This window comes from Klebsiella sp. 141240 (assembly GCF_050600805.1).
GTDB lineage: Bacteria > Pseudomonadota > Gammaproteobacteria > Enterobacterales > Enterobacteriaceae > Klebsiella > Klebsiella aerogenes.
The window spans coordinates 22,505-48,942 of record NZ_JAQIRK010000022.1; the positions used below are offsets into that span (position 1 = coordinate 22,505).

Annotated in this window: 23 protein-coding genes; 9 read left to right on the forward strand and 14 right to left on the reverse strand. The window is 56.6% G+C overall.

Features of this window, described 5'->3' with window-relative positions; all coding sequences use genetic code 11:
• Positions 1 to 98 precede the first annotated feature (98 nt).
• Positions 99 to 2,600: a phosphoenolpyruvate--protein phosphotransferase gene (gene ptsP, locus PGQ95_RS23635; protein WP_430919548.1), complete on the forward strand. Its 2,502-nt coding sequence runs from the start codon at positions 99 to 101 to the stop codon at positions 2,598 to 2,600.
• Between the two features lie 37 nt (positions 2,601 to 2,637).
• Here ptsP and PGQ95_RS23640 read toward each other — a convergent pair whose 3' ends face one another.
• The 5 genes from PGQ95_RS23640 to PGQ95_RS23660 form a co-directional block, all read right to left on the reverse strand.
• Positions 2,638 to 3,603: a PDR/VanB family oxidoreductase gene (locus PGQ95_RS23640; RefSeq protein ID WP_430919550.1), complete on the reverse strand. Its 966-nt coding sequence runs from the start codon at positions 3,601 to 3,603 to the stop codon at positions 2,638 to 2,640.
• Between the two features lie 56 nt (positions 3,604 to 3,659).
• Complete coding sequence (locus PGQ95_RS23645) at positions 3,660 to 5,108, reverse strand: NAD-dependent succinate-semialdehyde dehydrogenase (protein WP_430919552.1); 1,449 nt, start codon at positions 5,106 to 5,108, stop codon at positions 3,660 to 3,662.
• 18 nt (positions 5,109 to 5,126) lie between these two features.
• Entirely contained in the window at positions 5,127 to 6,251 is a 1,125-nt protein-coding gene (yeaW, locus tag PGQ95_RS23650; RefSeq protein WP_430919554.1) for a carnitine monooxygenase, oxygenase subunit YeaW, read from the reverse strand.
• Positions 6,252 to 6,288: 37 nt separating this feature from the next.
• The gene (locus PGQ95_RS23655; RefSeq protein ID WP_047054263.1) at positions 6,289 to 7,896 is read right to left on the reverse strand and encodes a BCCT family transporter; all 1,608 of its coding nucleotides are present in this window, start codon (positions 7,894 to 7,896) and stop codon (positions 6,289 to 6,291) included.
• A gap of 400 nt (positions 7,897 to 8,296) precedes the next feature.
• A complete protein-coding gene (locus tag PGQ95_RS23660) occupies positions 8,297 to 9,382 on the reverse strand; it encodes a tartrate dehydrogenase (protein ID WP_087858052.1) in 1,086 nt (361 codons plus the stop codon).
• An 82-nt stretch (positions 9,383 to 9,464) separates the two neighbouring features.
• Here PGQ95_RS23660 and PGQ95_RS23665 point away from each other — a divergent pair, with 82 nt between their 5' ends.
• Positions 9,465 to 10,460: a LysR substrate-binding domain-containing protein gene (locus tag PGQ95_RS23665; RefSeq protein WP_183269025.1), complete on the forward strand. Its 996-nt coding sequence runs from the start codon at positions 9,465 to 9,467 to the stop codon at positions 10,458 to 10,460.
• Here PGQ95_RS23665 and puuE read toward each other — a convergent pair.
• From puuE to puuD, 5 genes are all read right to left on the reverse strand, one after another.
• Entirely contained in the window at positions 10,447 to 11,712 is a 1,266-nt protein-coding gene (gene puuE, locus PGQ95_RS23670; protein WP_045386357.1) for a 4-aminobutyrate transaminase, read from the reverse strand. The two genes, PGQ95_RS23665 and puuE, sit on opposite strands and share 14 nt — an antisense overlap.
• 46 nt (positions 11,713 to 11,758) lie before the next feature.
• A complete protein-coding gene (locus PGQ95_RS23675; RefSeq protein WP_045397003.1) occupies positions 11,759 to 13,039 on the reverse strand; it encodes an NAD(P)/FAD-dependent oxidoreductase in 1,281 nt (426 codons plus the stop codon).
• 2 nt (positions 13,040 to 13,041) lie between these two features.
• A complete protein-coding gene (puuC, locus tag PGQ95_RS23680; RefSeq protein ID WP_430919581.1) occupies positions 13,042 to 14,529 on the reverse strand; it encodes an aldehyde dehydrogenase PuuC in 1,488 nt (495 codons plus the stop codon).
• A 240-nt stretch (positions 14,530 to 14,769) separates the two neighbouring features.
• On the reverse strand, positions 14,770 to 15,327 hold the full coding sequence (puuR, locus tag PGQ95_RS23685) for an HTH-type transcriptional regulator PuuR (protein WP_002898590.1): 558 nt from the start codon (positions 15,325 to 15,327) through the stop codon (positions 14,770 to 14,772).
• Positions 15,328 to 15,352: 25 nt separating this feature from the next.
• Positions 15,353 to 16,105 (reverse strand): gamma-glutamyl-gamma-aminobutyrate hydrolase, encoded by a 753-nt coding sequence (gene puuD, locus PGQ95_RS23690; protein WP_213793830.1) that lies wholly within the window; start codon positions 16,103 to 16,105, stop codon positions 15,353 to 15,355.
• 225 nt (positions 16,106 to 16,330) lie between these two features.
• On the opposite strand from puuD, the gene PGQ95_RS23695 reads away from it, so the two are divergent.
• Together PGQ95_RS23695 and PGQ95_RS23700 are read left to right on the forward strand one after the other, a co-directional pair.
• Positions 16,331 to 17,749, forward strand: coding sequence for a glutamine synthetase family protein (locus PGQ95_RS23695; protein ID WP_087858047.1), 1,419 nt, complete (start codon positions 16,331 to 16,333; stop codon positions 17,747 to 17,749).
• A 350-nt stretch (positions 17,750 to 18,099) separates the two neighbouring features.
• Positions 18,100 to 19,491, forward strand: coding sequence for an APC family permease (locus tag PGQ95_RS23700; protein ID WP_430919558.1), 1,392 nt, complete (start codon positions 18,100 to 18,102; stop codon positions 19,489 to 19,491).
• An 89-nt stretch (positions 19,492 to 19,580) separates the two neighbouring features.
• Here PGQ95_RS23700 and PGQ95_RS23705 read toward each other — a convergent pair whose 3' ends face one another.
• Positions 19,581 to 19,703 carry a small membrane protein gene (locus PGQ95_RS23705; RefSeq protein WP_072251592.1) on the reverse strand — a complete coding sequence of 41 codons (123 nt, stop codon included), beginning with the start codon at positions 19,701 to 19,703 and terminating at the stop codon, positions 19,581 to 19,583.
• A gap of 266 nt (positions 19,704 to 19,969) precedes the next feature.
• On the opposite strand from PGQ95_RS23705, the gene PGQ95_RS23710 reads away from it, so the two are divergent.
• The 3 genes from PGQ95_RS23710 to PGQ95_RS23720 all read left to right on the forward strand — a co-directional run bounded on the left by PGQ95_RS23710 (position 19,970) and on the right by PGQ95_RS23720 (position 22,416).
• Positions 19,970 to 20,194: a hypothetical protein gene (locus PGQ95_RS23710; RefSeq protein ID WP_213793822.1), complete on the forward strand. Its 225-nt coding sequence runs from the start codon at positions 19,970 to 19,972 to the stop codon at positions 20,192 to 20,194.
• A gap of 129 nt (positions 20,195 to 20,323) precedes the next feature.
• Positions 20,324 to 21,571, forward strand: coding sequence for a bifunctional glucose-1-phosphatase/inositol phosphatase (gene agp, locus PGQ95_RS23715; RefSeq protein WP_430919560.1), 1,248 nt, complete (start codon positions 20,324 to 20,326; stop codon positions 21,569 to 21,571).
• 167 nt (positions 21,572 to 21,738) lie between these two features.
• Positions 21,739 to 22,416 carry a hypothetical protein gene (locus PGQ95_RS23720; protein ID WP_430919562.1) on the forward strand — a complete coding sequence of 226 codons (678 nt, stop codon included), beginning with the start codon at positions 21,739 to 21,741 and terminating at the stop codon, positions 22,414 to 22,416.
• Between the two features lie 144 nt (positions 22,417 to 22,560).
• Here PGQ95_RS23720 and PGQ95_RS23725 read toward each other — a convergent pair whose 3' ends face one another.
• On the reverse strand, positions 22,561 to 22,788 hold the full coding sequence (locus PGQ95_RS23725; RefSeq protein ID WP_015367252.1) for a YccJ family protein: 228 nt from the start codon (positions 22,786 to 22,788) through the stop codon (positions 22,561 to 22,563).
• A 20-nt stretch (positions 22,789 to 22,808) separates the two neighbouring features.
• Entirely contained in the window at positions 22,809 to 23,405 is a 597-nt protein-coding gene (gene wrbA, locus PGQ95_RS23730) for an NAD(P)H:quinone oxidoreductase (protein WP_015367251.1), read from the reverse strand.
• Between the two features lie 391 nt (positions 23,406 to 23,796).
• Between wrbA and PGQ95_RS23735 the strand changes: the two genes are divergently transcribed.
• Positions 23,797 to 23,970 carry a general stress protein gene (locus tag PGQ95_RS23735; protein WP_015367250.1) on the forward strand — a complete coding sequence of 58 codons (174 nt, stop codon included), beginning with the start codon at positions 23,797 to 23,799 and terminating at the stop codon, positions 23,968 to 23,970.
• Between the two features lie 157 nt (positions 23,971 to 24,127).
• Positions 24,128 to 25,054 carry a DMT family transporter gene (locus PGQ95_RS23740; RefSeq protein ID WP_113374225.1) on the forward strand — a complete coding sequence of 309 codons (927 nt, stop codon included), beginning with the start codon at positions 24,128 to 24,130 and terminating at the stop codon, positions 25,052 to 25,054.
• A 45-nt stretch (positions 25,055 to 25,099) separates the two neighbouring features.
• On the opposite strand, the gene rutG is transcribed toward PGQ95_RS23740, so the two are convergent.
• The gene (gene rutG / locus PGQ95_RS23745) at positions 25,100 to 26,422 is read right to left on the reverse strand and encodes a pyrimidine utilization transport protein G (RefSeq protein ID WP_430919564.1); all 1,323 of its coding nucleotides are present in this window, start codon (positions 26,420 to 26,422) and stop codon (positions 25,100 to 25,102) included.
• Positions 26,423 to 26,438: the final 16 nt, after the last annotated feature.

Here is a 26,438-nt window from a genome sequence, read left to right on the forward strand (position 1 = left end):
TGTACAATAGTCCAGTAATTGCCAGTTTTATCACGTAGTTCATTGCCACTACTTTCATTACCTTTGGCTGAAATAACGCATTGCTCAGGAGGAAGGCGATGGCACTGGTAATTGAATTCATATGTGATTTGCCAAATGGCGTGCATGCGCGCCCGGCAAGCCTGGTCGAAACGCTGTGTAACCGTTTTTCGTCGGCGGTTGAGTGGCGGAATCTGCGGAGCGACGGTCGCGGGAATGCGAAAAGCGCGCTGGCGATTATCGGCAGCAACACCCTAAAAGGAGACGCCTGTCAGCTGATTATCAGCGGGGAGGATGAAGACGAAGCGTATGCCGCGTTAACCGCGTTTATTGAAAATGAATTTCCGCACTGCGATGCGCCGCTGCCCTCTGCGCAAACGCTGGATGTCCAGCCGGTGCCGGAATCGCTGTCGCGGCTGAACCCAACGCTGTTCCCTGCGCGCCCGGTGTGCGCCGGCAGTGCTGGCGGTAAGCTGGTTCATCTCAAATCACGCGATCTTCACGACCTTGGCGAACTGCCGATGGTCGCCAGCCTTGAACAGGAACAGGCGGCACTGGATAACGGTTTGCGTCTGTTGGTGCAGGATATCGATCTGCGGTTACTTGACAATGACGGCACCGCCAGCGCGATTCTGCAAGCTCACCGTTCGCTGGCGACCGATGCTTCGCTGCGCCAGCACCTGCTTGGCGGTATTCTAACCGGCCTTAGCTGCGCACAGGCTATTGTCGCCACCGGCGACCACTTCTGCACCCAGTTCCGCGATTCCGGCAACAGCTATCTGCAGGAACGAGTGCTGGATGTCCGCGACGTCTGCTTCCAGCTATTGCAGCATATCTATGGTGAAGATCGCTTTCCGGCACCGGGACAACTGCGGGAAGCGGCTATTTGTCTTGCCGATGAACTAACCCCAAGCCAGTTTCTGGAACTAGATAAGTCGCAGTTGAAAGGGCTACTGCTGCGCAGCGGCGGCACAACTTCACATACTGTCATTCTGGCCCGTTCGTTCAATATTCCTACGTTGGTGGGCGTTGACCTGCCGGCGCTGCTGCCGTGGGTCGATACTCAGGTACAGATCGACGGTAATGCCGGGCTGCTGGTGGTGGACCCCAGCCCAGCGGTGGCGCGCTATTATCAGCAGGAGTCCTGGCTACAGGGGCAAATTCAGCAACAGCAGCAGGTATGGCTTGATAAAGCCGGGCAGACGCAAGACGGCATCCGCGTAGAGATCGCCGCCAATATCGCGCATTCGGTGGAAGCGGTGGCGGCATTTAATAACGGCGCGCAGTCGGTTGGGCTGTTCCGTACCGAAATGTTGTATATGGACCGTCCCGGCGCGCCGTCGGAAAATGAGCTCTACAACATCTTTTGTCAGGCGCTTGAGCCCGCTAACGGGCGCAGTATTATCGTGCGCACCATGGATATCGGCGGCGATAAGCCGGTGGCGTATCTCAATATTCCGGCGGAAAACAATCCGTTCCTCGGCTACCGCGCGGTACGCATCTATGAAGAGTATCAAGCGTTGTTTCATACTCAGCTGCGGGCCATTTTACGCGCCTCGGCGCACGGCTCGCTGAAAATTATGATCCCGATGATTTCATCAATGGAGGAGATTCTGTGGGTGAAAGAGCGGCTGGCGGAGGCCAAGCAGTCGCTGCGCGCCGAACAGATCCCGTTTGATGAAAAGATCTCACTCGGCATCATGCTGGAGGTGCCGTCGGTGATGTTTATCATCGATCAGTGCTGTGAAGAGGTCGATTTCTTTAGCATCGGCAGCAACGATTTAACGCAGTATCTGCTGGCGGTCGATCGCGATAACGCTAAAGTGACGCGTCATTACAACAGCCTGAACCCGGCCTTCCTGCGCGCGCTGGACTATGCCGTGCAGGCGGTGCATCGTCAGGGAAAATGGATTGGCCTGTGCGGCGAGCTGGGGGCGAAAGGATCGGTGCTGCCGCTGCTGGTTGGCCTCGGTTTAGATGAATTGAGTATGAGCGCGCCGGCAATCCCGGCGACCAAGGCGCGCCTGGCGCAACTGGATAGCCGCGCCTGCCGCCAGCTACTGAATCAGGCGATGCAGTGCCGTACCTCACTGGAAGTCGAGCATCTGCTGGCCCAGTTCCGCATGCGTCAGCAGGATGTTCCGCTGGTGAGCACCCAGTGCATTACGCTCAATAGCGACTGGCGCAGCAAGGAAGAAGTGCTGAAAGGGATGACTGATAATCTGCTGCTGGCCGGGCGTTGCCGCTATCCGCGTAAGCTGGAGGCAGACCTGTGGGCCCGCGAGGCGGTGTTCTCCACCGGTCTGGGCTTTAGCTTCGCCATTCCGCACAGTAAATCCGAGCATATTGAGCAGTCGACCATCAGCGTCGCGCGGCTGGCGCAACCGGTGATGTGGGGCGATGAAGAAGCGCAATTTGTCATTATGCTGACGCTGAACAAACACTCGGCGGGTGACCAGCATATGCGGATCTTCTCACGGTTGGCGCGGCGCATTATGCATGAGGGTTTTCGTACCGCTCTGGTAAATGCGGCAAGCCCCGAGGATATCGCCGAACTGCTGCGCCGCGAGCTGGAATTGTGATTGTCTCTCCGGCCAGCGCCGCTGGCCGGAGAGCGAGCTATAAATCCAGCACTAACCGGCCGCCTTTAGCGCGTGAGCAGCAGATCAGCATACTCTGCTGGCTGGCTTTCTCTTCATCGCTGTAATACTGATCGCGGTGGTCGGCTTCGCCCTCCAGAATCATCGTTTCGCAGGTGCCGCACACCCCTTCGCGGCACAGGCATTCCACCTTCGCCGCTTTGTTATTCTCAATCACCTGTAAAATGGTCATATCCTGCGGCACGGTAAATTCGCGTCCGGAACGCGCCAGCACCAGCGTAAATGCCTCTCCGCCTTTATCCTCAAGGATAAATTGCTCAAAGTGCAGCTGGCTGGCGGGAACCTGATACCGTTCGGCGGCGGCTTTCACCGCCTCGTTAAGTGCAGCCGGGCCGCAGGTATAGACGTGGGTTCCGGGCTCGATGTCGGCGAACAGGCGCGACAGATCGAGACGGCTGCCGAGCGCTGATATGTGAATATTGACCCGGTCGCGCCACGGCGCTGCGCTGAGCGCATCGACGAAAGCATTATTGTCGGCGTCGTGGAAACAGTAGTGCAGTTGCCAGTCGGCCTGCTGCTGTTCCAGTTCAGGAATATGAGCTAAAAACGGCGTGATGCCGATGCCGCCGGCGATCAGCAGATGTTTTCGCGCCTGCGGTTCGATGGCGAACAGGTTGTTGGGGGTGGACACCGTCAGGGTATCGCCCGGTCGCACCTGCTGATGCATAAAACGCGAGCCGCCTTTGGAAGGCGACTCAAGACGCACCGCAATCTGCCAGTTGGAGGTATCCAGCGGCGAGCTCATGAGCGAATAGGCATTGCTGTAGCGCTGCTCGCCATCCTGCATCTGGACGATTATATGGCTGCCGCCGCTGAATGCCGGCAGCGGGGCGCCGGTCGGCGACACCAGCGTAAAACGCTTAACCTGGGCGGTGATCTGTTCAACATCGCGAACGATCGTCTCAAACATTTGATAATCAGACATCGCTGAACTCCATCAAAAATCCCGGCGTGGCCAGAGCCGCCGCCGGGAGAATACAGTTACAACCCCTGGCAGAGATACTTCATCTCCAGGTAATCTTCAATTCCGTGTTCCGAGCCTTCGCGGCCAAGACCCGACTGTTTCACCCCGCCAAATGGCGCGACTTCGTTGGAAATCAGCCCGGTATTGATGCCGACCATGCCGTATTCCAGCTGCTCGGAGACGCGCCAGATACGGGCGGCATCGTTGCTGTAAAAATAGGAGGCGAGGCCGTAGATGGTGTTATTGGCCTGCTCAATGACCTCTTGCTCATCTTCAAATTTCACCAGCGCGGCCACCGGGCCGAAAATCTCTTCCTGCAGCAGCAGTGACCCCGGCTGTACGTTGCCGATAACCGTCGGGGTGAAGAAATTACCGCCCAGCGGATGTGCTTTTCCGCCGGTTAACAGCGTCGCGCCGCGGGTGAGCGCATCGTCGAGCAGGGACTGGACTTTGCGTCCGGCGTCGGCGTTGATAAGCGGGCCAATCTGTACATCGGACTCGCTGCCATCGCCGACTTTCAGGGCGGCGACGCGGGCGACGAACTTATCGCAGAATTGGTCGTAGACGGCGCGATGAATATAGAAGCGGTTGACGCAAACGCAGGTTTGCCCGGCGTTGCGGAACTTGGCGATCAGCGCTCCCTCGACGGCTTTATCGATATCGGCGTCGTCAAAGACGATAAACGGCGCGTTACCGCCGAGCTCTAAAGAGAGCTTTTTGATGGATTCAGCGCACTGGCGCATCAGCACGCGGCCAACTTCGGTCGAGCCGGTAAAGGAGAGCTTTCGCACCCGCTCATCGCCGGTGAACACCGCGCCAATTTCACGCGACTGCCCGGTGACAACGTTAATCACGCCCTGCGGGATCCCGGCCTGATTCGCCAGTTCCGCCATCGCCAGCGCGGTAAACGGCGTTTCGTTGGCAGGCTTAATTACCATCGTACAACCCGCGGCCAGCGCCGGGCCGGCCTTACGGGTTATCATCGCCGCCGGGAAGTTCCACGGGGTGATCGCCGCACAGACCCCCACGCCCTGGCGGATCACCATCAGGCGTTTATCGGCGCCGGGGGAGGGGATTATCTCGCCGTTGGCGCGTTTTCCTTGTTCGGCAAACCACTCGATAAACGAGGCTGCATAGGTCATTTCGCCTTCCGCTTCCGCCAGCGGCTTGCCCTGCTCGGCGGTCATTATCTGCGCCAGCGCGGTCTTGTTTTCGAGGATCAGGCGGTGCCAGTTCTTCAATAACGCTGCGCGCTGGGCGGCGGTAAGCGCGCGCCATGCCGGCAGCGCGGCAGCGGCGGCATCCACCGCCTGCTGCGCTTCCGTCCGTCCCATATTCGGGATCTGGCCGAGCGCCTCGCCGGTGGAGGGGTTGCTGACGGCAAGGGTCGTACCGTCGGCAGCGTCGCGCCAGCTTCCGGCAATCAGCGCCTGCTGGCGAAACAGATTTGAGTGAAATACGGACATGGCTAACTCCTTCAACGATTACGGCTGGAACACCTGGGCGACCAGATTATGGAAATGGGCGATCCCGTGCTCGGAGATACCGCTGCCGCTGTTATCCGCCATAATGCGCCCCTGGCCGCGATAGCCGCGGGACTTCAGCCCCTTTTGCACGCTTTCGACCAGACGTAAATCTTCCGGGCGGAACACGTCGCGATACCACTCAATCAGCGCTTTCTGATCGTCGGTCAGCTCTTCGTTGGTGAAATAAATGTCGTAATTCTGCAGGGTGGTCTCTTCATCCACCGGGAATTCATAAATGACGGTCATCATGCCCTTGATCGGCGTGACGTTGAGCATGGTGCACGGCCACAGCCAGAAACCGTGGAACGCGGCGTCGGTGCCTTCTTCGAATTTAAACGACTGCTCGGACGGCTTGGCGAAGCCATACTGCAGCGTCCATTTGCCGTGCATGGTGTGCCAGTAACGGTCAACCTGCACGGAATCCGAGAAGCCCGGGTGCGCCGGGCCGCAGTGGTAACATTCCAGATAGTTATCGACGATATTTTTCCAGTTCGCCGGGGTAAGAGTGGTAAAGCGCGCCGCCAGTTTCAGCTCATGCACATCCGGGCAGGTTTCCAGCACTTTGTCCTGCAGCCCCGGTAGCTGCGTTTCCACGCTCTCCGCTTGTGGGTTCATATTGATAAACACAAAGCCGGCATACTCTTCAAGGCGAACCGGCACAAGCGTAGCCTTATCGCTATCGAAATTCTCCACGTTTTCGCAGTTGCGGGCGTGGGCGAGATTGCCGTCCAGCTTGAAGGCCCAGGCGTGATAGGGGCAGGTAATCACGTTTTTGGCTTTACCTTCGCCGCTCAGCAACTGGTGGCCGCGGTGCGGGCAGACGTTATAGAAGGCGCGCAGAATGTTGTCGCGCCCGCGGACGATAACGATATTTTCGCCGATGATCTCCCGGGTAATGTAATCGTTCGGCCTGGCGACTTCGCTGCCGTGGGCGACGCAAATCCAGCTATTGGCGAAGATACGCTCTTTCTCGTGCTCAAACGCCTGGCTGTCGGTGTAAAAACGGGCCGGAATGGTCCAGGCGTCCTGCGGATTGGCGCAAAAGTTAATCGGCAGGGTAAAGTCAGGGCTTAAATTGCTCATGTAAGGTCACCTTGTGATTATTGTCAGTAAGCGTTTTTTACAGCGACTGGCCGTCGCCTTTGAGTACCGCGCCAACCGGCAGCGTCTCGGCTTTAACGATCGGCTCGGGCGTATGGGTTTCTATCTGATGCACAGGCACGTGGGCGTAGTCCTGTTTTAGCCAGCGTACGAAGCCGCCGGTCTTGATCAGTAAAATGGCAAGGAACGGTAAGGCGGTTAGCACCACGGTGGTTTTCATGGTTTCCAGCGAAGCGCCGGTAAACAGAATCGATAGCGGGATGAGGGTTATCACCACGCACCAGAACAGGCGCATGCCGCGATCCGGATCTTCGCCTTCGCGCAGGTTACGGGTACTGGTCGCCGCCATGGTGTAAGCCACCGCATCCATATGCGAAGCGAGGAAAACAATCATCACGAACAGATAGGCGGCGAGGAACAGCTTGCCCGCCGGCAGCGACATTAGCACCTGCTGGACGGCGGTTTCTCCGCCGAGGGTCTGCATGACCTGCGGCACGTTAATCACGCCGTTGACGAACTGATGCATGGCGTAGCTTTCCATCACTCCGAAGAAGAACCAGCAGCCGGCGGTGCTGCCGAGAATCAGTCCCCAAATGACCTCTTTGATTTTGCGTCCGCGGGAGACGCGGGTGACGAACATCGCCACACCAGGGGTATAGGAGATCCACCACAACCAGTAGAAGACGGTCCAGTTGCGGGTAAAGGCGCCGTCGCCGAGCGGGTCGGTAAACAGGCTCATCTGCAGGAAGTTTTGGGTCGTCAGACCGATGGCGTTGATGATGTTATTGGTGATGAATTCGGTCGGGCCAACCAGTAATACCACCAACGGCAGCAGGAACGCCCCCCAGCCGACCATTTTGCTCAGACGCTGAAGGCCGTTGTTGATGCCAATCCACGAACTCATGCAGAAAATACCGCCGGAGAGCAGGATCACAAACGCCTGGACGGTGAAGTTATCCGGCAGTCCGGTGAGTGCTGACAGGCCGCGGGTGAAGGTGGCGGCAGTGACCACCAGCGAAATGGTTAACGCGCCGACGGTGGCTATCAGGAACATCAGGTCAACCAGACGACCCCAGAAGCCCTGCGGATTGACGCCGGTGATCGCCGAAATGATCCCGGAGAGGCTGAGGCCTTTGTTTTTCCGCACGTGGAAGTGATAGGCCATGATCAGCGAGGCGAGGGTGTAGGTCGCCCACGCGCTAATGCCCCAGTGGAAGAAAGAGTACGGGATGCTGTATTCCAGCGCTTTTGCTGAATGCGGCGCAATATTCAGGCCAGGGGTCTGGTAGTAATAAGCCCACTCGGCAACACCCCAGTACAGCGTAGAGGAGCCGAGCCCGGCGCAGATAAACATAAACAGCCATGAGAGAGTGCTGTACTCGGCTTTGCCTTCGCCGAGCCGGATATTGCCGTATTTGCTGGTGGCCAGATACAACACCAGTCCCAGCGCCAGCAGCACCAGCACTTGTACCGCGGAACCCAGCAGGCGGGTAACGCCGTTAAATATCGAATTAGCCGCCTGCGCGGTTTGCTGGGGGAAGAGACTTAATGTAGCGGCGATGAAAACAATGGCCGCGAGACTGATGACAATCAGCGGCACATCTTTTTTCTTTACGTTGCTCAACATGAGTGATCTCCTGGGCACGGTTGCCCGTCGGTGGCTTTAGCCTGTCGTTGTTATCACGCTGTAGGGTCAGGGTTCGTAGCAAAATGCTATTAACAATTGGATTATTTCTTCGTTACATGAATTAAACAATTGGCCGATTCGTGAAGCAATAAAACACGGAACGGAAATAATAAAAGGTGAATTGGCGCAGGTTCTTTCCTTTCGGGAATGAATAAAGTTCGCCGCTGTGATGCGGTTCACTTGTCAATCGTGGGGGATTCTGCATTCAGAGGAGAGAGGGGAGTTGGCGCGAGTTTTCCCGGGTAGCGGCTACGCCTTACCCGGGCTACGCGATCGGGCGATATTCTCGTGCCATTGTAGCCCCGGTAAGCGCAGCGCGACCGGGGAGCGGCCGGGGTAATTACGCCAAAATGGCCTTGCAGATAGCGTCGCTGACCTGCTGCGTTGAGGCGGTGCCTTTCATGTCCGGAGTTTTCGGCCCGCTGGCGATCACCTGCTCTATCGCCGCCAGAATACCGTTATGCGCGGCGTGGTAGCGCTCATCGCCGTTGCCGAGGAAATCGAGCATCATCGCCCCGGCCCAAACGGTAGCGATCGGGTTGGCGATATTTTTACCGTAGATATCCGGCGCCGACCCGTGAACCGGTTCGAACAGCGACGGGAAGGCGCGCTCGGGATTGAGGTTAGCCGACGGCGCAATACCGATAGTGCCGGTACAGGCCGGGCCGAGATCCGACAGAATATCGCCAAACAGATTGGAGCCGACGACCACGTCGAAACGTTCCGGCTGCAGCACGAAGCGGGCGCAGAGAATATCGATATGCTGCTTGTCCCAGCGAATTTCGGGATAGCTTTTGGCCATCTCTTCCACGCGCTCATCCCAGTAGGGCATGCTGATCGCAAGGCCGTTAGATTTGGTTGCGGAGGTGAGCGTTTTGCGCGGGCGGCTTTGCGCCAGCTCAAAGGCGTAGCGCAGGATCCGGTCAACGCCGCGGCGGGTGAAGACCGACTCCTGAATCACCACTTCATGCTCGGTGCCTTCATTAGCGCGACCGCCGAGGGCGGAATATTCGCCTTCGGTATTTTCGCGCACCACGTAAAAATCGATATCGCCGGCCTTTTTACCCGCCAGCGGGCAGGGGACGCCGGGGAACAGGCGCACCGGGCGCAGGTTGACGTACTGATCGAACTCACGGCGGAACTTCAGTAGCGATCCCCATAGGGAGATATGGTCGGGGACGGTATCCGGCCAGCCGACGGCGCCGAAATAGATAGCATCGAAGCCCTGCAATTGCTCGCGCCAGTCGTCCGGCATCATCTTGCCGTGATGGGCGTAATATTCGCAGCTTGCCCACTCCATCTGTTCGAAGCTCAGCGACAGATCCCAACGCTGCGCGGCGGCTTGCAGCACGCGAATACCTTCAGGCAGAACTTCTTTACCAATTCCGTCACCGGGGATGGCGGCAATACGACAGGTTTTTTTCATTCCGGTTCTCACTTTTTAGCGATGATGTTTGACCACCTGCCTATCCTATAATTGACTGGTTTATAATTAATCACGCTAACTGGTGAAACATAAAACACAGATCATGAATAATCTGCCGCTGCTAAATGATTTACGCGTGTTCATGCTGGTCGCTCGCCGGGCCGGTTTTGCCGCCGCCGCCGAGGAGCTTGGCGTCTCACCGGCGTTCGTCAGCAAGCGGGTTTCGCTGCTGGAGCAAACCCTGCATGTGATGTTGCTGCACCGTACCACCCGTCGGGTCACCATTACCGAAGAAGGGGAGCGGATCTACGAATGGGCGCAGCGCATTCTGCAGGATGTGGATGAGATGATGGACGAGCTTTCCGACGTGCGTCAGGTACCGCAGGGAACGCTGCGTATTATCAGCAGCTTTGGTTTTGGCCGTCGGGTGGTGGCCCCGGCGCTGTCGGCGCTGGCGCGCCAGTACCCACAACTTGAGCTGCGCTTCGATGTCCAGGACCGGCTGGTGGATTTAGTCAATGAAGGGGTGGATCTCGATATTCGCGTCGGCGACGATATCGCGCCGAATCTGATTGCCCGCAAGCTGGCGACCAACCATCGTATTCTCTGCGCGTCGCCGCAGTTTCTTGCCCGCCATCCGCAACCGAAGCAGCTTAGCGATCTGGCTACCTTACCCTGCCTGGTGATCAAAGAGCGCGACCATCCGTTTGGCGTCTGGCAGTTGCACAGCAAAGAGGGTCAGCACGCGATCAAGGTGACCGGGCCGCTCTCCTCCAACCATGGTGAGATCGTGCATCAGTGGTGTCTGGATGGGCAGGGGATTGCGTTACGTTCCTGGTGGGATGTCAGTGAAAATATCGCCAGCGGCCATTTGGTGCACGTGCTGCCTGACTACTTTCAGCCCGCCAACGTCTGGGCGGTCTACGTGTCGCGGCTGGCGACCTCAGCCAAAATCCGCACCACCGTGGAGTTTCTACGCCACTATTTTCAGCAGCACTATCCCCAGCAATGTATCGTCAGCAGCGAGGAAAACAGCCGGCGACCAGCGCCGCCGGCGGAGGGCGTTACAGACGCGTGACGCTCTGCAGAATCGTCAGCGCGCGGGAGAACTGTGCATCCGGGATGGTCAACGGATAGAGGAAGCGAATGACGTTGCCATACTGACCGCAGGTCAACAGCAGCAGGCCTTGCTCCAGCGCCTGCTGCTGGATTTTCTGCGCAATCGCCGCCGACGGTTCGCCGGTCGCCGGGTCGAAAAACTCGGCGGCGATCATCGAACCCACGCCGCGCGCTTCCACCAGCGCCGGACACCAGCCCTTCACTTCCTGTAGCGTCGCCAGCAGGCGCTCGCCGAGGAACTGGGCGCGCTCGCACAGCGCTTCGTTATCAATGATATCCAGCACCGCATGCGCGGCCGCCACCGCCAGCGGGTTGCCGGCGTAGGTGCCGCCTAAGCCGCCCGGCGCCGGGGCATCCATGATCTGCGCGTTACCGACCACGCCGGAAAGCGGCATGCCGCCCGCCAGGCTTTTAGCCATCGTCATCAGATCCGGTTTATCGGCATAGTGATCCATGGCGAACAATTTACCGGTGCGGGCGAAGCCGCTCTGTACTTCATCGGCAATCATCACGATGCCGTGCTCATCGCAGAGGCGGCGTACTGCGGCAACCAGCTCTTTCGGCGCGACGTTAAAGCCGCCTTCGCCCTGTACCGGTTCGAAAATAATCGCCGCCACCTGTTTGGCTTCGATATCGGCTTTGAACAGGCGTTCAAGGGCGGTAATCGAATCGGCGGTGCTGATACCGTGCAGCGCTGACGGATACGGCACGTGGTATACCGAGCCGGGGAACGGCCCGAAGCCTAGCTTGTACGGCGCGACCTTACCGGTTAGTGCCATCGTCATATAGGTACGGCCATGGAAACCGCCGCCGAAGGCGATAACGCCCGGGCGTCCGGTATGGGCACGGGCGATCTTCACCGCGTTTTCGACCGCTTCCGCGCCGGTAGAGAAGAAGGCGGTTTTTGCCGGGCCTTTTACCGGCGCCAGTTCGTTGAGCTTCTCAGCCAGCGACACATAGCTTTCATAAGGCACTATCTGATAGGCGGTATGGGTAAACTGCTGTAGCTGCTGTTCAACCGCGGCGACCATCCGCGGATGGCGATGGCCGGTATTCAGCACCGCGATGCCGGCGGCGAAATCGATATATTCATTGCCTTCGACATCGGTCAACGTGGCGTTTTGCGCGCTCTGGGCGAAGAAGTTGCACATAACGCCCACGCCGCGCGGGGTAGCGGAAAGACGACGCTGATGGAATTCATTGTTGCTCATAATAAACACCCTTTAGCAAAAGTTAATCACGGAACCGAACGGCAAATCAGACCCCAAGGCGATCGCGCAGGCTGTAGTAGGCGGCGCCCATGGCGGTAAAAGGAATTCGCAGGCTGCGCCCGCCCGGGAACGGGTAGTGGGGCAGTTTGGCGAAGGCATCGAAGCGCTCGGCATCGCCGCGTAGCAGTTCTGAAATCAAGCGTCCGGCCAGATGGGTACAGGTCACGCCGTGGCCGCTGTAGCCCTGCATGTAGTAAATATTGTTATCGAGACGGCCGAACTGCGGCATACGCGACAGGGTCAGCAGGAAGTTGCCGGTCCAGCGGTAGTCAATTTTTACCCCCTGCAGCTGCGGGAAGGTTTTCAGCAGTTTCGGCATGATCAGGCGCTCAACGTCGTCCGGATCGCGTGCGCCGTAGACCACGCCGCCGCCGTACAGCAGGCGGTTATCGCCGGTGAGGCGGTAGTAGTCCAGCAGGTAGTTACAATCTTCCACGCAGTAGTTTTTCGGGATCAGCGAGCGGGCTAAGTCCTCCGACAGCGGAGCGGTCGTCACGACCTGAGTGCCGCACGGCATGCTGCGTTTTGCCAGCTCCGGTTCAAGCTTGTCGCCGAGATAGGCGTTACCGGCGACGATCACGTAGCGCGCGGTTACCTGGCCGCGAGCGGTACTGACTACCGCCGGGCTGGTGTGCTGAATTCGGGTCACCGGCGACTGCTCATACACCCGGCCGCCGTTAAGACGAATGGCGTCCGCTTCGCCGATGGCAAGGTTCAGCGGGTGAATATGGCCGCCGCTGTGGTCGAGCAGGGCGCCGACGTAGCGGTCGCTGTCTACTTCGCGACGAATGGCATGGCTGTCGAGCAGTTCCAGTTGGGTATTGCCGTAGCGCTCCCAGTTGGCTTTTTGCTCTTCCAGCGTTTCCATTTGCTTATGGTTCATGGCCACAAACAGGCCGCCTGGGCGGTAATCGCACTGGATCTGATAACGCTGGATGCGCTCGCGAATAATATCGCCGCCTTCGAACATCATGCTGCCGAGCATTTTGGCCGCATCCGGGCCGTAGTTCTTCTCAATCACGTCGATATCGCGGCTATAGGAGTTAACCAGCTGTCCGCCGTTGCGGCCGCTGGCGCCGAAGCCGATACGCGCGCCTTCCAGCACTACTACGTCGTAGCCCATTTCGGCCAGATGCAGGGCCGAGGAGAGGCCGGTGTAACCGCCGCCAACGACGCAGACGTCACAGTTGATTGATTCCTCCAGCGTCGGGAACGGTTCATACTTGTTGGCGCTGGCGGCGTAGTAACTAGTGGTATGTTCAGTCATGATCAAGACTCCAGAGCAATCCAGATGGTTTTCAGTTCGGTGAATTTTTCCAGCGCGTGCAGCGATTTATCGCGCCCGTTGCCGCTCTGCTTATAGCCGCCGAACGGGACGGTCATATCACCATCGTTGTAGTTGTTGACGAAGACCGAGCCGGCCTTCAGGCGGCGACTCATGCGGTGGGCGCGCGACAGATCGCGGGTCCACACCGCGGCGCCGAGACCGTAGTCGCTGTCGTTGGCCAGCTGCAGCGCCTGTTCTTCGCTTTTGAATCGCGTGACGACCAGCACCGGGCCGAAGATCTCTTCGCGGCTGAGGGTTGAGGACGGGTCGACATCGACGAAAATGGTCGGGCCGACGGCGGCTGGCCACGGATTTTTCCGCCCGTCGAGGAATAGCGTGCTTTTGGCCTCACCGCCGCGGATAAAGCTGTGTACGCTGTCGGCATGGGCGTTATCAATTAACATCCCCATGGTGGTATCGGGATCGAGCGGATTACCCGGCTGCCAGTTTTGCGCTTGCGCTTTCAACAACGTCAGGAACTCATCAGCGATGCTCTCTTCCAGCAGCAGGCGGGTGCCGGCGATGCAGACCTGCCCCTGGTTATAGAAGATACCGCCGGCGGTGGCATTGACCGCTTTTTGCAGATCCGGACAGTCGGCGAAGACGATATTGGCGCTCTTGCCGCCGGCTTCCAGCCACACGCGCTTCATATTGCTGTCGCCGGCGTCTTTCAGCAGCTGCTTGCCGGTGCTGGTGGATCCGGTGAAGGTAATGACTTCAACGTCAGGATGCAGCGCCAGCGCCTGCCCGGCCTCGTGGCCAAAGCCGCTGACCACGTTTAACACCCCGTCCGGAAGTCCGGCTTCTTTCGCAAGCCCTGCCAGACGCAGGGCGGTGAGCGGCGATTTTTCCGAGGGTTTGAGGATTACGCTATTACCAGCCGCCAGCGCCGGGCCGAGTTTCCAGCAGGCCAGCAGCAGCGGGAAGTTCCACGGCACCACCGCGGCAATCACGCCAATCGGTTCACGAACGATCATTGCCAGTTCGTTGCCGCCGGTGGGCGCGACTTCGCCATAGACTTTATCCAGCGCTTCGGCGTACCAGCGAATGGCGCGGGCGGCGCCGGGAATATCGTCGCGCAGGCTGTGGCGAATCGGTTTGCCGGTATCGAGCGTTTCCAGCAGCGCCAGCTCTTCACGATGGGTTTCCATCAGGTCGGCAAATTTCGTGAGAACCGCTTTACGCCGGGCCGGGGAGGCCTGCGACCAGTCGCCGTTATCAAAGGCCTGGCGCGCGGCTTTCACTGCCCGTTCGACGTCGGCTTTTTTACCGCGGGCGACCTGCGCTAATGTCTGCTGTGCGGCAGGGTCGATAGTCTCGAAGGTGGTATCATCGGCCGCGGCGCAATATTCGCCGTTAATAAATAAGCGCGTTTCAATGACCAGGTTTTTCGCTTTTTCCTGCCAGTAAGCCAGGTGCTGAAAATTCATCATGACTCCTTAAAAACATCATCGGCAAAATATAGGGTTCGGCGTTTTCAGGGTGCAGAGCATCCCCGGAGTTGAGTACCGTTCTTCGCCATTCACTGGCGTTAATTATCTTTGGGCCGGCAGGAAATAAGATTTCCGCGCTGCGCAGGTATTATTACTGCGAGTTCTTCGCCGCGGCGGAAATATTACATCCGCCGCGACAGGCCTGAAGAAAGCCTGAAACCTGCTCAGGCTAAGAAATCAGAATGTGGTGGGGGTATGGGCACTGATAATGCGGCAGATACCTGCCGAGGTGTTGCTGAAGCTATGAGGGATGCCGGTATTAATGGCATAGCTCTGTCCAGCCACCAGGTGGTACGACTGACCGTTAATCGTCAGCACGATCTCACCTTCCAGTATGGTGCCTATCTCCTCACCCTGATGCTTAATTCTCTCCCCGGTTGTGGTCCCAGGCTGGTAAGTTTCAAAAATCATCGCCAGCGTACGGTTCGGATTTCCGTTATGAACCAGTTTCATTGAAACGCCCTGACTCCCCATTTCGATAAGATCGTCCTGATTAATGACGACCTGCGGTTCATCCGGCTTTTCGGGTTCAGAAAAGAATTCCGAGAGCGACAGCCCATATACTTTCAGCAGCTTTTGCAGCGTACTGATGGCAGGACTGACTTTGTCCTGCTCTATGGTGCTGATGGCACTATGTGTTAACCCAGACAGTTCGGCGGCACGACGCTGTGAAAGACCCAGCTGTTGGCGGATCTCTGACAGACGTTTCCCTGGCGCCAGTCCGTCATCGCTCATATTTGCATTTCCTTAACTGTAGTGGTCAGAGCCGCCGCTTTTCGGCGACATGGTTCTGACAGGCGGTGATAAAACCATCAAACAACATACGCGACAGGGCGTATTCGCTACTGTTCCATTCAGGATGCCATTGTACGCCCAGCGCGAAAGGGTGGTCGTTGACGCTGACCGCCTCAACCAGCCCATCCGGTGAACGGGCCTCCACGCGCAGACGCGAACCCAGCGTTCTTGCGCCCTGGCCGTGTAGCGAGTTTACCCAAAACGTGTTGCAGCCCGGTATTAACTGAGAAAGTAAACCTCCTTCCTGCACCTCCACCTGGTGGGACGGCGCATACTGCTGCTCCACCGGTAGTTCAGGATCTTCGCGATGCTCCAGCAGTTCCGGCTGTTCAAACAGACGACGATACAGAGTCCCGCCGGTGGCGACAACCAGTTCCTGCAGCCCTCGGCAGATGGCGAAAATGGGGATGCGCCTTTCGAGCGCGGCGTTAATTAGCGCCATGCTCAGAAGATCACGCCCGGGGTCGGCGTCAGGCTCATCGCCGTTTTCACCATAAAGGTGCGGCTGCACGTTGCTGGGGCTGCCTGGCAGGTAGATCCCGTCCAGTTTATCGACTAACGCATCCAGCAGTTCCGGCTCGGCCAGCGCGTGCGGCAGGGCAATCGGCAGTCCGCCAGCGTTAACAATGGCATTCAGGTACTTTTCTTGCAGAGTCTGGGTCTGGTGACCCTTAAGCCTGTTTCTACACATCACGACGCCAATAACTGGCTTGTACATTATATTTTCCATGATCGCCCTCACAAAGTGGACTAAATTATGACCGCCAGTGGCTGATAAACGGCCATATCGTTCAATATTTTCTCAATCTAGCAGTGGAAATAGCCGTTTGCAAACTTAATTTAACATTTGACAAACATTTTGTTTGCATACACATTCGAAGGGTGGACATTATATTTGACATTTTCAGTCAGGGTCCGAAAACTAAAACAACGGCGGTGAATCATGGATACCAATATCGTAGAAGTTGAGAATTTTGTTCAGCAGACGGAAGAGAGACGGGTAAGCGCGTTCGCTAAAGAAGTGAAGCGCTACCTCGAAACCTACCCCAATACTCAGTATGTCGATGTACTTCTCACAGACCTGAACGGCTGCTTTCGCGGCAAACGCATCCCGGTTGCCAGCCTCAGCAAGCTGGAGAAAGGCTGCTACTTCCCGGCATCCGTTTTCGCGATGGATATTCTCGGCAACGTGGTGGAAGAGGCCGGGCTTGGCCAGGATATGGGCGAACCGGACCGTAGCTGCGTCCCGGTATTGGGTACGTTGACCCCTTCGGCCGCCGATCCGGAATACATCGGGCAGGTCCTGTTGACCATGGTTGATGAAGATGGCGCTCCCTTTGACGTTGAGCCGCGGAACGTACTCAACCGCCTCTGGCAGCAGCTCCGCCAGCGCGGATTGTTCCCCGTGGTAGCGGTAGAGCTGGAGTTCTATTTACTCGATCGCAAACGCGATGCCGAGGGCTACCTGCAGCCGCCGTGCGCGCCCGGCACCGACGACCGCAATACCCAAAGCCAGGTCTATTCCGTTGATAACCTCAACCATTTTGCCGATGTACTGAATGATATTGATGAACTGGCCCAGTTACAGCTGATCCCGGCGGATGGCGCGGTGGCCGAAGCCTCTCCAGGGCAGTTCGAAATCAACCTCCACCACACCGATAACGTGCTGGATGCGTGCGATGATGCGCTGGCATTAAAACGTCTCGTGCGTTTAATGGCGGAGAAGCATAAGATGCACGCCACTTTTATGGCGAAACCCTATGAAGAGCATGCGGGTAGCGGGATGCATATCCATATCAGCATGCAAAACAATAAAGGTGAAAACGTGCTGGCGGATGCGGACGGCGAGGATTCAGCCCTGCTGAAACGCGTGCTGGCCGGGATGATTGACCTGATGCCGGCGTCGATGGCGCTGCTGGCACCGAACGTGAACTCGTATCGTCGCTTCCAGGCGGGCATGTATGTGCCGACCCAGGCGTCATGGGGGCATAACAACCGTACGGTAGCGCTGCGTATTCCGTGTGGCGATCGGCATAACCACCGCGTTGAATACCGCGTGGCCGGGGCGGACGCCAACCCGTATCTGGTGATGGCGGCGATTTTCGCCGGTATCCTGCACGGGCTGGATAATCCGCTGCCGCTGCAGGAAGAGGTGGAAGGTAATGGTCTGGAACAAGAAGGCTTGCCGTTCCCGATCCGCCAGAGCGATGCGCTGTGGGAGTTTATGCAAAACGATCATCTGCGGGAGCGTCTTGGCGAGCGTTTCTGCCACGTTTACCACGCCTGTAAGAATGATGAGTTACTGCAGTTTGAGCGTCTTATCACAGAAACCGAAATTGAGTGGATGTTGAAAAACGCCTGATGTTCGCCCCGAAAGGGGCGCATTAGTTTAACCGGTAGCATCATACGGCCTGAGCGGAGCCTGGTCGTCCTTTTTGCTGGGAGCCCAGCCATTTCCCGGATGTCGCGTTAAGGAGCGTAGGCGGCAACGGGGCTTCAGTTAACGACACAGTGTGTGACGAGGAAATGAGATGATGCAGATGTTCAAATATCCGCAGGGAGAAGGGGGCCTCTTTGGCCGCATTGGATGCCAACTTACCGCCGTTCATCGGTCCGTCTTACCCTTTTATTTACGTCTTACCCCCTTGCTAAGCAGGTTTGTTACCCGGTCTTTGTGCCCGCAAACTGTCGTCGGCATGGGGGGAATGCGTCATGGCTACTAATCTTCCTGCAGAAAACGCCGCTCAGGCGGGAAAACCGCGTCTGCGTAAATCGCTCAAACTGTGGCAAGTGGTGATGATGGGGCTGGCTTACCTGACCCCAATGACGGTGTTTGATACCTTCGGCATCGTTTCCGGTATCAGTAATGGCCACGTTCCAGCCTCTTATTTGCTGGCGCTGGCAGGGGTGCTGTTCACCGCTATCAGCTACGGCAAGTTGGTGCGCCAGTTCCCGGAAGCGGGCTCGGCCTACACCTATGCGCAAAAATCAATTAGCCCGCATATCGGTTTTATGGTCGGCTGGTCCTCACTGCTGGACTATCTGTTCCTGCCGATGATTAACGTCCTGCTGGCGAAGATCTACCTCTCCGCGCTGTTTCCGGAAGTGCCGCCGTGGGTGTGGGTGGTGACCTTTGTCGCCATTCTGACCGCGGCGAATCTGAAAAGCGTCAACCTGGTGGCCAACTTCAATACTTTGTTCGTGCTGGTGCAGATCTCCATCATGGTGGTGTTTGTGGTTCTGGTGGTACAAGGGCTGCATAAAGGCGAGGGTGTGGGTACCGTCTGGTCGCTGCAGCCGTTCATCAGCGAGAATGCGCATCTGATCCCGATTATTACCGGCGCGACGATTGTCTGCTTCTCGTTCCTCGGCTTTGACGCCGTTACCACGCTTTCAGAAGAAACCCCGAATGCCGCGCGGGTGATCCCGAAGGCCATCTTCCTTACCGCAATGTACGGCGGCATTATTTTTATCGTCGCCTCGTTCTTTATGCAGCTGTTCTTCCCGGATATCCATCGCTTTAAAGATCCGGACGCCGCGCTGCCGGAAATTGCGCTCTACGTCGGCGGCAAGCTGTTCCAGTCGATTTTCCTGTGCACCACTTTTGTTAATACCCTGGCATCGGGCCTGGCGTCGCACGCCAGCGTGTCGCGCTTGCTGTACGTGATGGGGCGCGATAACGTCTTCCCGGAGCGCATTTTCGGCTATGTGCATCCGAAATGGCGAACCCCTGCGCTCAACGTGATTATGGTGGGCATCGTCGCGCTGTCGGCGCTGTTCTTCGACCTGGTGACCGCGACGGCGCTAATCAACTTCGGCGCGCTGGTGGCCTTTACCTTCGTTAATCTCTCGGTATACAACCACTTCTGGCGGCGCAAGGGTTATAACAAAACCTGGAAAGATCGCTTCCATTATCTGCTGTTGCCGATGGTAGGCGCATTAACCGTGGGGGTGCTGTGGTTGAACCTTGAGGCGACCTCGCTGACGTTAGGTCTGGTGTGGGCCGCGCTGGGATTGCTTTATCTCACTTACCTGACCCGCCGTTTCCGTAAACCGCCGCCGCAGTTTGATGCAACAAAGGCGGAACAGGCTTGGGAGTCTTAACTTTTAGTGATAGCAGGAGAGAAGGCAGGCGCTAAGCCTGCCTTCTCTGTTTGTTACGCAGCCCAGGTGTAAAGATTGGCAAAGGGGAATTATTTCTTTTTTTTATCGGTTGGCAGCTGAGCGGCGCGACGTTCTTTGATATAGGACACCAGACTGTAAACGGCGACTCCCAGTAGAGCAATCGCCACGATAAAGAGCACAAAACCCGACATAAATTAACCTAATGATTTGTTTAAACAGAAGAAAAAATAACGCCTCACGAAGACGATAACATCGGGATGTTTCCGAAAGATGACCTAAAAGTGCCAGAGGCATCTGGTATGGCTCGTTATGTTAAAGTATTGGTGGTGTTAATGTGTTTGCGCCGCTCTGTAGGAGTCTTAGCGTTGGATGTAACACTCCGTTAAGTCATTTTACAGACGAACGGGGCTGCGGCTGTTACGCTAACTGTTGAATGAGAATTTTCTGAGAGTAATGCATGTTTAAACAAAGTCTCGCCGGCCTGTGTGCTTCGGCGCTTATGCTGACGGCTTTTGCCAGTTGGGCGCAGTCGGAAAGCCAACAGGTTCGCGAACGAATTGTCGAGCAGGTGTTAAAGCCCTGCGAAGGTAAAAAGGCCGGCGATAAAGTAGTGATGGTTGACCGCAGGGGCGGCGAACATGAAGCGATTTGTACGTTGGCGGCGGTGCCATTACCGGAATAGGTAGCCGCTTTCTCCTCTCCCTCTGCGACAAAAAGCGACCGACGCCTCAGTTTGTGAGCCATTGCCCGCAAAAATGTCATAAATCCGTCACAATGATGGCGATGATAATAAATGACTGAGGATGAAGGGATGAAAAAAAGTCTACTTGCCGCCGCGGTGGCCGGGGCCGTATTGTTATCCGCCGGCGCCCAGGCGCAGGACGCCGCTGCGCCAGAGGGGTATCAGCTGCAACAGGTGTTGATCATGAGCCGCCACAACCTGCGCGCTCCGCTAGCCAATAACGGCAGCGTACTCGAGCAGTCGACGCCAAAATCCTGGCCGCAGTGGGATGTGCCTGGCGGCCAGTTGACCACCAAAGGCGGCGTGCTGGAAGTCTATATGGGCCACTATATGCGTGAGTGGCTGGCGCAGCAGAAGCTGGTGACCAGCGGCGAGTGCCCGCCGGAGAATGCGGTTTACGCCTACGCCAATAGCCTGCAGCGGACCGTCGCAACCGCGCAGTTCTTTATCACCGGCGCTTTCCCGGGCTGCGGGGTGCCTGTGCATCATCAGCCGCAGATGGGAACCATGGATCCCACTTTCAACCCGGTCATTACCGACGATTCAGCCGAATTCGCGCAAAAAGCGGTGCAGTCGATGGAGAAAGAGCGTCAGGGGATGCAGCTCGCTGAGAGCTACAAACTACTGGAAGAGATGACCGACTATCGTAATTCGCCATCCTGTAAAGAAAAGCATGTCTGCTCACTTAGCGACGGTAAAGATACCTTTAGCGCCAAATATCAGCAGGAGCCGGGCGTCTCCGGGCCGCTGAAGGTCGGCAACTCGCTGGTCGACGCCTTCACCTTGCAGTACTACGAAGGTTTTCCGAAGGATCAGGTGGCGTGGGGCGAAATTGCCAGCGATAAGCAGTGGCAGGTGTTGTCGAAGCTGAAAAACGGCTATCAGGACAGCCTGTTTACTTCCGCGGAAGTGGCGCGCAACGTCGCTAAGCCGCTGGTCAAATATATTGATAATGCGCTGGTGGGCGATGGCGCCGGTAAGGCGAAGGTAACGCTGCTGGTCGGGCATGATTCCAATATCGCTTCGCTGCTGACGGCGCTGGACTTTAAACCCTACCAGTTACCGGGCCAGTATGAGCGCACCCCCATCGGCGGCAAGCTGCTGTTCCAACGCTGGCACGATAGCGGCAGCAATCGCGATTTAATGAAGATTGAGTATGTCTATCAAAGCACTGAACAACTGCGCAACGCGGATGCCCTGAGCCTACAATCCCCACCGCAGCGGGTCACGCTGGCGCTTAACGGTTGTCCGGTAGACGATCAGGGATTCTGCCCGCTGGAGACGTTCAAAAAGGTCATGAACGAGGCGGCAAAATAGAACAAAAAACCCGGAGCAATCCGGGTTTATGCTTGATGGCATTATGCTGAAAATTATTTCCAGGATAGTCTTTACGTTAATGTGTTGATATTTGCGGCAAGGATGCACATAATTTATTGAGAAATGCAGAGGGTATGCGAAACAATAAAATTATATTATGGAAGATTATGAATGATTCATGGGTGATATATTCAAGCGCTAATTATAAGCTTACTAAAGCTGAGGTTCGTACAATTAAAGCTTACTTGCTGAAAAACTATTTAAGATATTTTCTGAAGTATAATATACAAAACACAAAAACCACAAAATGGTTCAAGGTTGCCGACAAGGGTAAGTTTGCACGCCGATTTAATGTTGTGATGACCATCTCAATTTTTACCTCATTTATTATTTCTTTTAAGCTTCGTGGTTACTCCGTTGAATCTGTGCTCGCATTTTTAATTGTATTTCCGATGGTTATTGTTGTCTTTAAAAAATACAAACACCGATTGCAGGATTATTGTTATAAAACCTATTTAGCAAGGTGCGTTAAATACAGGAAGTTTACGCTTAGATGTCTTACTGCAATAAGGGCTAATGTGTTAATAAAGCGCAGTATGCGCTCATTGCGCAGCACCAGGAGCGTAGAGTTGAACTGTATTGACGGCCTGGGAAAGATAGTCACCAGTACGGGGAAAATGCAGTACTTTGAATATAGCACTTTACGAGTTGTTGCAAATCTCGGCGATGTTATTTTTTATGGGATGATTGACAAGGATAATGGCAATTTTTATATACTGCCGATCCCGGAAAGGTGTCTTTCACGGTCTGCGCGCCTCATAACCGGCAACCATAATACGCTTTAAATGACGATCGTCTAAACGAGGCAATCAATAACCATGCCCGGCAACATTCATAATGTTGTCAGGGGGAGGGCTTCAGGTAAGGTCAGTTATGACCACCTTTATACGGGAATATGCGGGCCTGAAGCCCGCATTAGGCGATCGTCGTCAGACGTTTTTACGTTCGATGGTCTGTTCGCCCCAGAAGAGGCTGTCTTTGTCGGTTTTGGCGAAAGCTCGCGACAGCACCTCATCGCTGCCTTCTTCCCAAATTTTCTCCGCCAGCTTTTCATCGTAATTCGCGAGTTCGAAAATGGCTTCGGCGATTTCCAAAGAGGTATTACGTAAGCTTGCCCATTCGCCCACGTGGTGGGCCTTCGCTTCTTGGTTCGGCATGCAACTCCTCCTGTTAAAGGTTAGCCGTGTAATTTCACAGCCACATTGGCGACGTGTTCACCCTGATAGCGAGCGATAGCCAGCTCTTCCTGGCTTGGTTGACGGGAGCCGTCGCCGCCTGCGATGGTGGTTGCGCCATACGGCGTGCCGCCGCGCACCTGGGAGACATCAAACAGCTCCTGCGCGCCGTAGCCAATCGGCACAATGATCATCCCATGATGGGCAAGGGTAGTCCAGGTTGAGGTAATTGTCTGCTCCTGGCCGCCGCCGGTACCGGTTGAACTAAAGACGCTGGCGACTTTGCCATACAGCGCGCCAGACGCCCACAGGCCGCCGGTCTGATCCAGGAAGGTGCGCATCTGTCCCGACATATTGCCGAAACGGGTAGGGGTACCAAAGATGATGGCATCATACTCCGCCAGTTCCTGCGGCGTGGCGACGGGCGCATTTTGTGTTTTCCCGCCTGCTTTGGCAAACGCTTCAGCCTGCATAGTTTCCGGCACGCGCTTCACAACCACCTCAACGCCGTCAACTTTATTTGCCCCTTCGGCAACGGCATGAGCCATGGTTTCGATGTGTCCATACATGGAATAATAAAGCACCAGAATTTTAGCCATTTGCATCACTCCTCGGTTGCGTAATTGTCCAGCCAAACGACTGGCTATCTATAAAGATAAGACCTGTGGCGCAGAGTGCAAATCCAACAAACATTTGTTTGATTTATAACAAAATGGCAAAGATTAATTTGCAACATACCTCGTAGCAAATAGATACATTTTACGCAGGGCTGATTTCAGCTGTGAGAAGAAATGCTTAGCGGTTGCGCTGGCGGCTGGCGTCTGGTTTTAACGATTAAATGTTGCGGGATGTGACTATTTTTCCAGGGAATGAGTTTCATTTACTACGCTTATAAGCACGCGATGCATAATGGCCATGCCATATGTCGCGGGGGCTTAGGCCCTGAACTCACCTAATGCAATATGATGTCAAACCCAATGGAGGTCAGTAATGGCAAACCATCGTGGCGGTTCCGGCAACTTTGCCGAAGATCGTGCCAGAGCATCAGAAGCAGGTCGTAAAGGTGGCCAGCACAGCGGGGGGAACTTTAAAAACGATCCTCAACGCGCCTCGGAAGCTGGCAAAAAAGGGGGTAAAAATAGTCACGGTAATCGCAATAGCTAGCCGGGACTGTCTTTAATGATGCGGTGTTAATCTCCCCCGACCCTGCCGCATCACCCTCGCCGCCGACGTATGTCGGCGGTTTTTTTGTCAATGAGTGTTGCTTTTAGCCTGAAGCGCCTGCGAAACTGATTAGCTATATTTTGCTATTGGTCGCCTCATGTCTTCGCTCAAACTCTCGATAACGCCGCAGGAACTGATCCTGATTGTGATCACCATGTTCTGGGGCGGTACCTTTCTTGCCGTACAATACGCCGTGAGCTTTAGCGGGCCGTTTTTCTTCGTCGGCCTGCGCTTCGCCACCGCCGCGCTGGCGGTGGCGCTACTGTCGCTGCGTACGCTACGCGGCCTGACCTGGCTTGAGGTTAAGGCCGGTGTGGCGATTGGCGTAGCGATTGCGCTCGGATACAGCCTGCAAACCTGGGGCTTACAGTCCATCTCCAGCAGTAAATCGGCGTTTATTACCGCCATGTATGTGCCGCTGGTGCCGCTGTTGCAGTGGCTCTGTCTGGGGCGCATGCCCGGCGTCATGTCTTGCGTGGGCATCGTGCTGGCGTTTATCGGGCTGATCCTGCTGGCGGGGCCGGAAAACAACCTGCTGGCTTTGGGGATTGGCGAAATGATTACCCTGGCAAGCGCGGTGGCTATCGCTGCCGAGATCATTTTAATCAGCGCGTGGGCGCGTCAGGTCGATGTGCGCCGGGTGACGGTGGTACAGTTGGCGACTGCCTCGCTGGTGGCTTTTGCCGCGATGGGCCCGGCAGGGGAGTCTATCCCGCCGATGCGCCCGGAACTGCTGGCCGTCGCGCTGGGACTGGGGATTTTCAGCGCCATTATTCAGGTCACCATGAACTGGGCGCAGCGTAGCGTATCGCCGACGCGGGCGACGCTGATTTACACCGGCGAGCCGGTTTGGGCTGGCGTGTTTGGTCGTATCGCCGGCGAGCGTCTGCCGCTGCTGGCGCTGGTGGGCTGTCTGTTTATTCTCGCCGGGGTGCTGGTCAGCGAGCTGAAGTGGAAGAAAAAATCGCGGCCGCAGATCGTGGCGGAGGAAGCACCAGAGCTCGCGGATCGGCGCGAGCCCTAATTTTCGCCCCGGCAGCCGCGCCGCCGGGGCGAACCAATACTCACGTTATACCGTAGTGGCTTTCGCCACCTTTTCCTGATGCTGGCGGCGGTTAAGCAACGCATGCAGTAGAATAGCGCCGAAAGTCGCCGTGCCAATCCCGCCCAGGCGAAAGCCCCCCAACGACAAGGTAAAATCGCCTGCGCCCAGAACCAGCGTCACCGCCACCATGATTAAATTCGCATTCTGGCTGAGATCGACCCGATTCTGCACCCATATCCGCGCCCCGGTGACCGCAATCAAACCAAAAACCACGATTGACGCGCCGCCTATTACCGGGCCTGGGATCGTATGAATCAGGGCGCCGAACTTGGGCGAAAAGCCGAGCAGGATGGCGATCAGCGCCGCGGCGACAAACACCAGCGTTGAATAGACTTTGGTTACCGCCATGACGCCGATATTCTCCGCATAGGTGGTGACGCCACTACCGCCGCAGGCGCCGGAAAGCAGGGTCGCCAGCCCGTCGCCGACAAACGCGCGCCCCATCCAGGGATCCAGATTACGCCCGGTCATTCCCGCGACGGCCTTCAAATGCCCCAGGTTTTCCGCCACCAGAATAATCGCCACCGGCGCAATCAGCAGCATCGCCTGGGTGTCAAAGGTGGGCGAAGTAAAGTGCGGGACCCCAAACCATGCCGCCTGAGCGACAGGGGCAAAATCCAGCGGTTTGCCAAGACCGAATCCGTTGGCCAGCAGCGCATAGAGCGCACAGGCGATAATAAGCCCCATCAGGATCAGCAGACGCTGCAGCAGTCCTCGGGTAAACACCGCGACGGCGCCGATACACAGCACCGTCAGCATCGCCATCCAGCTGTCGAAGGCATTGGCGGAAACGCTGTGCACGGCAATCGGCGCCAGGTTAAGACCGATCGCCATCACCACCGCGCCGGTTACCGCCGGCGGCATCAGACGCTCTATCCAGCCGGTGCCGATTTTCATCACCACCAGACCGATCAGGGTATAGAGCAGCCCGCAGGCGATAATACCGCCGAGGGCGATGCTGAGATGAGGATTCAACCCCTGACCGGTAAAGCCGGTCACGGTGATGACCACGCCGACGAAGGCGGCGCTGGAGCCAAGATAGCTCGGTACCCGGCCGCCGGTGACGACAAAGAACAGCAGAGTGCCCACTCCCGACATCAGGATAGCCAGGTTCGGATCAAGCCCCATCAATAAAGGCATTAATACGGTTGCGCCAAACATTGCCACGGCGTGCTGAACGCCCATGATCAGCGTTTGCCCGGCGGATAGACGTTCATCCGGGGCGACAACGCCGGCATCCGCGGCGGGGGAGGTCAACTGCCAGCGAGGAAAATTGAAGAGTGCCATGATGATATCCCGGGTG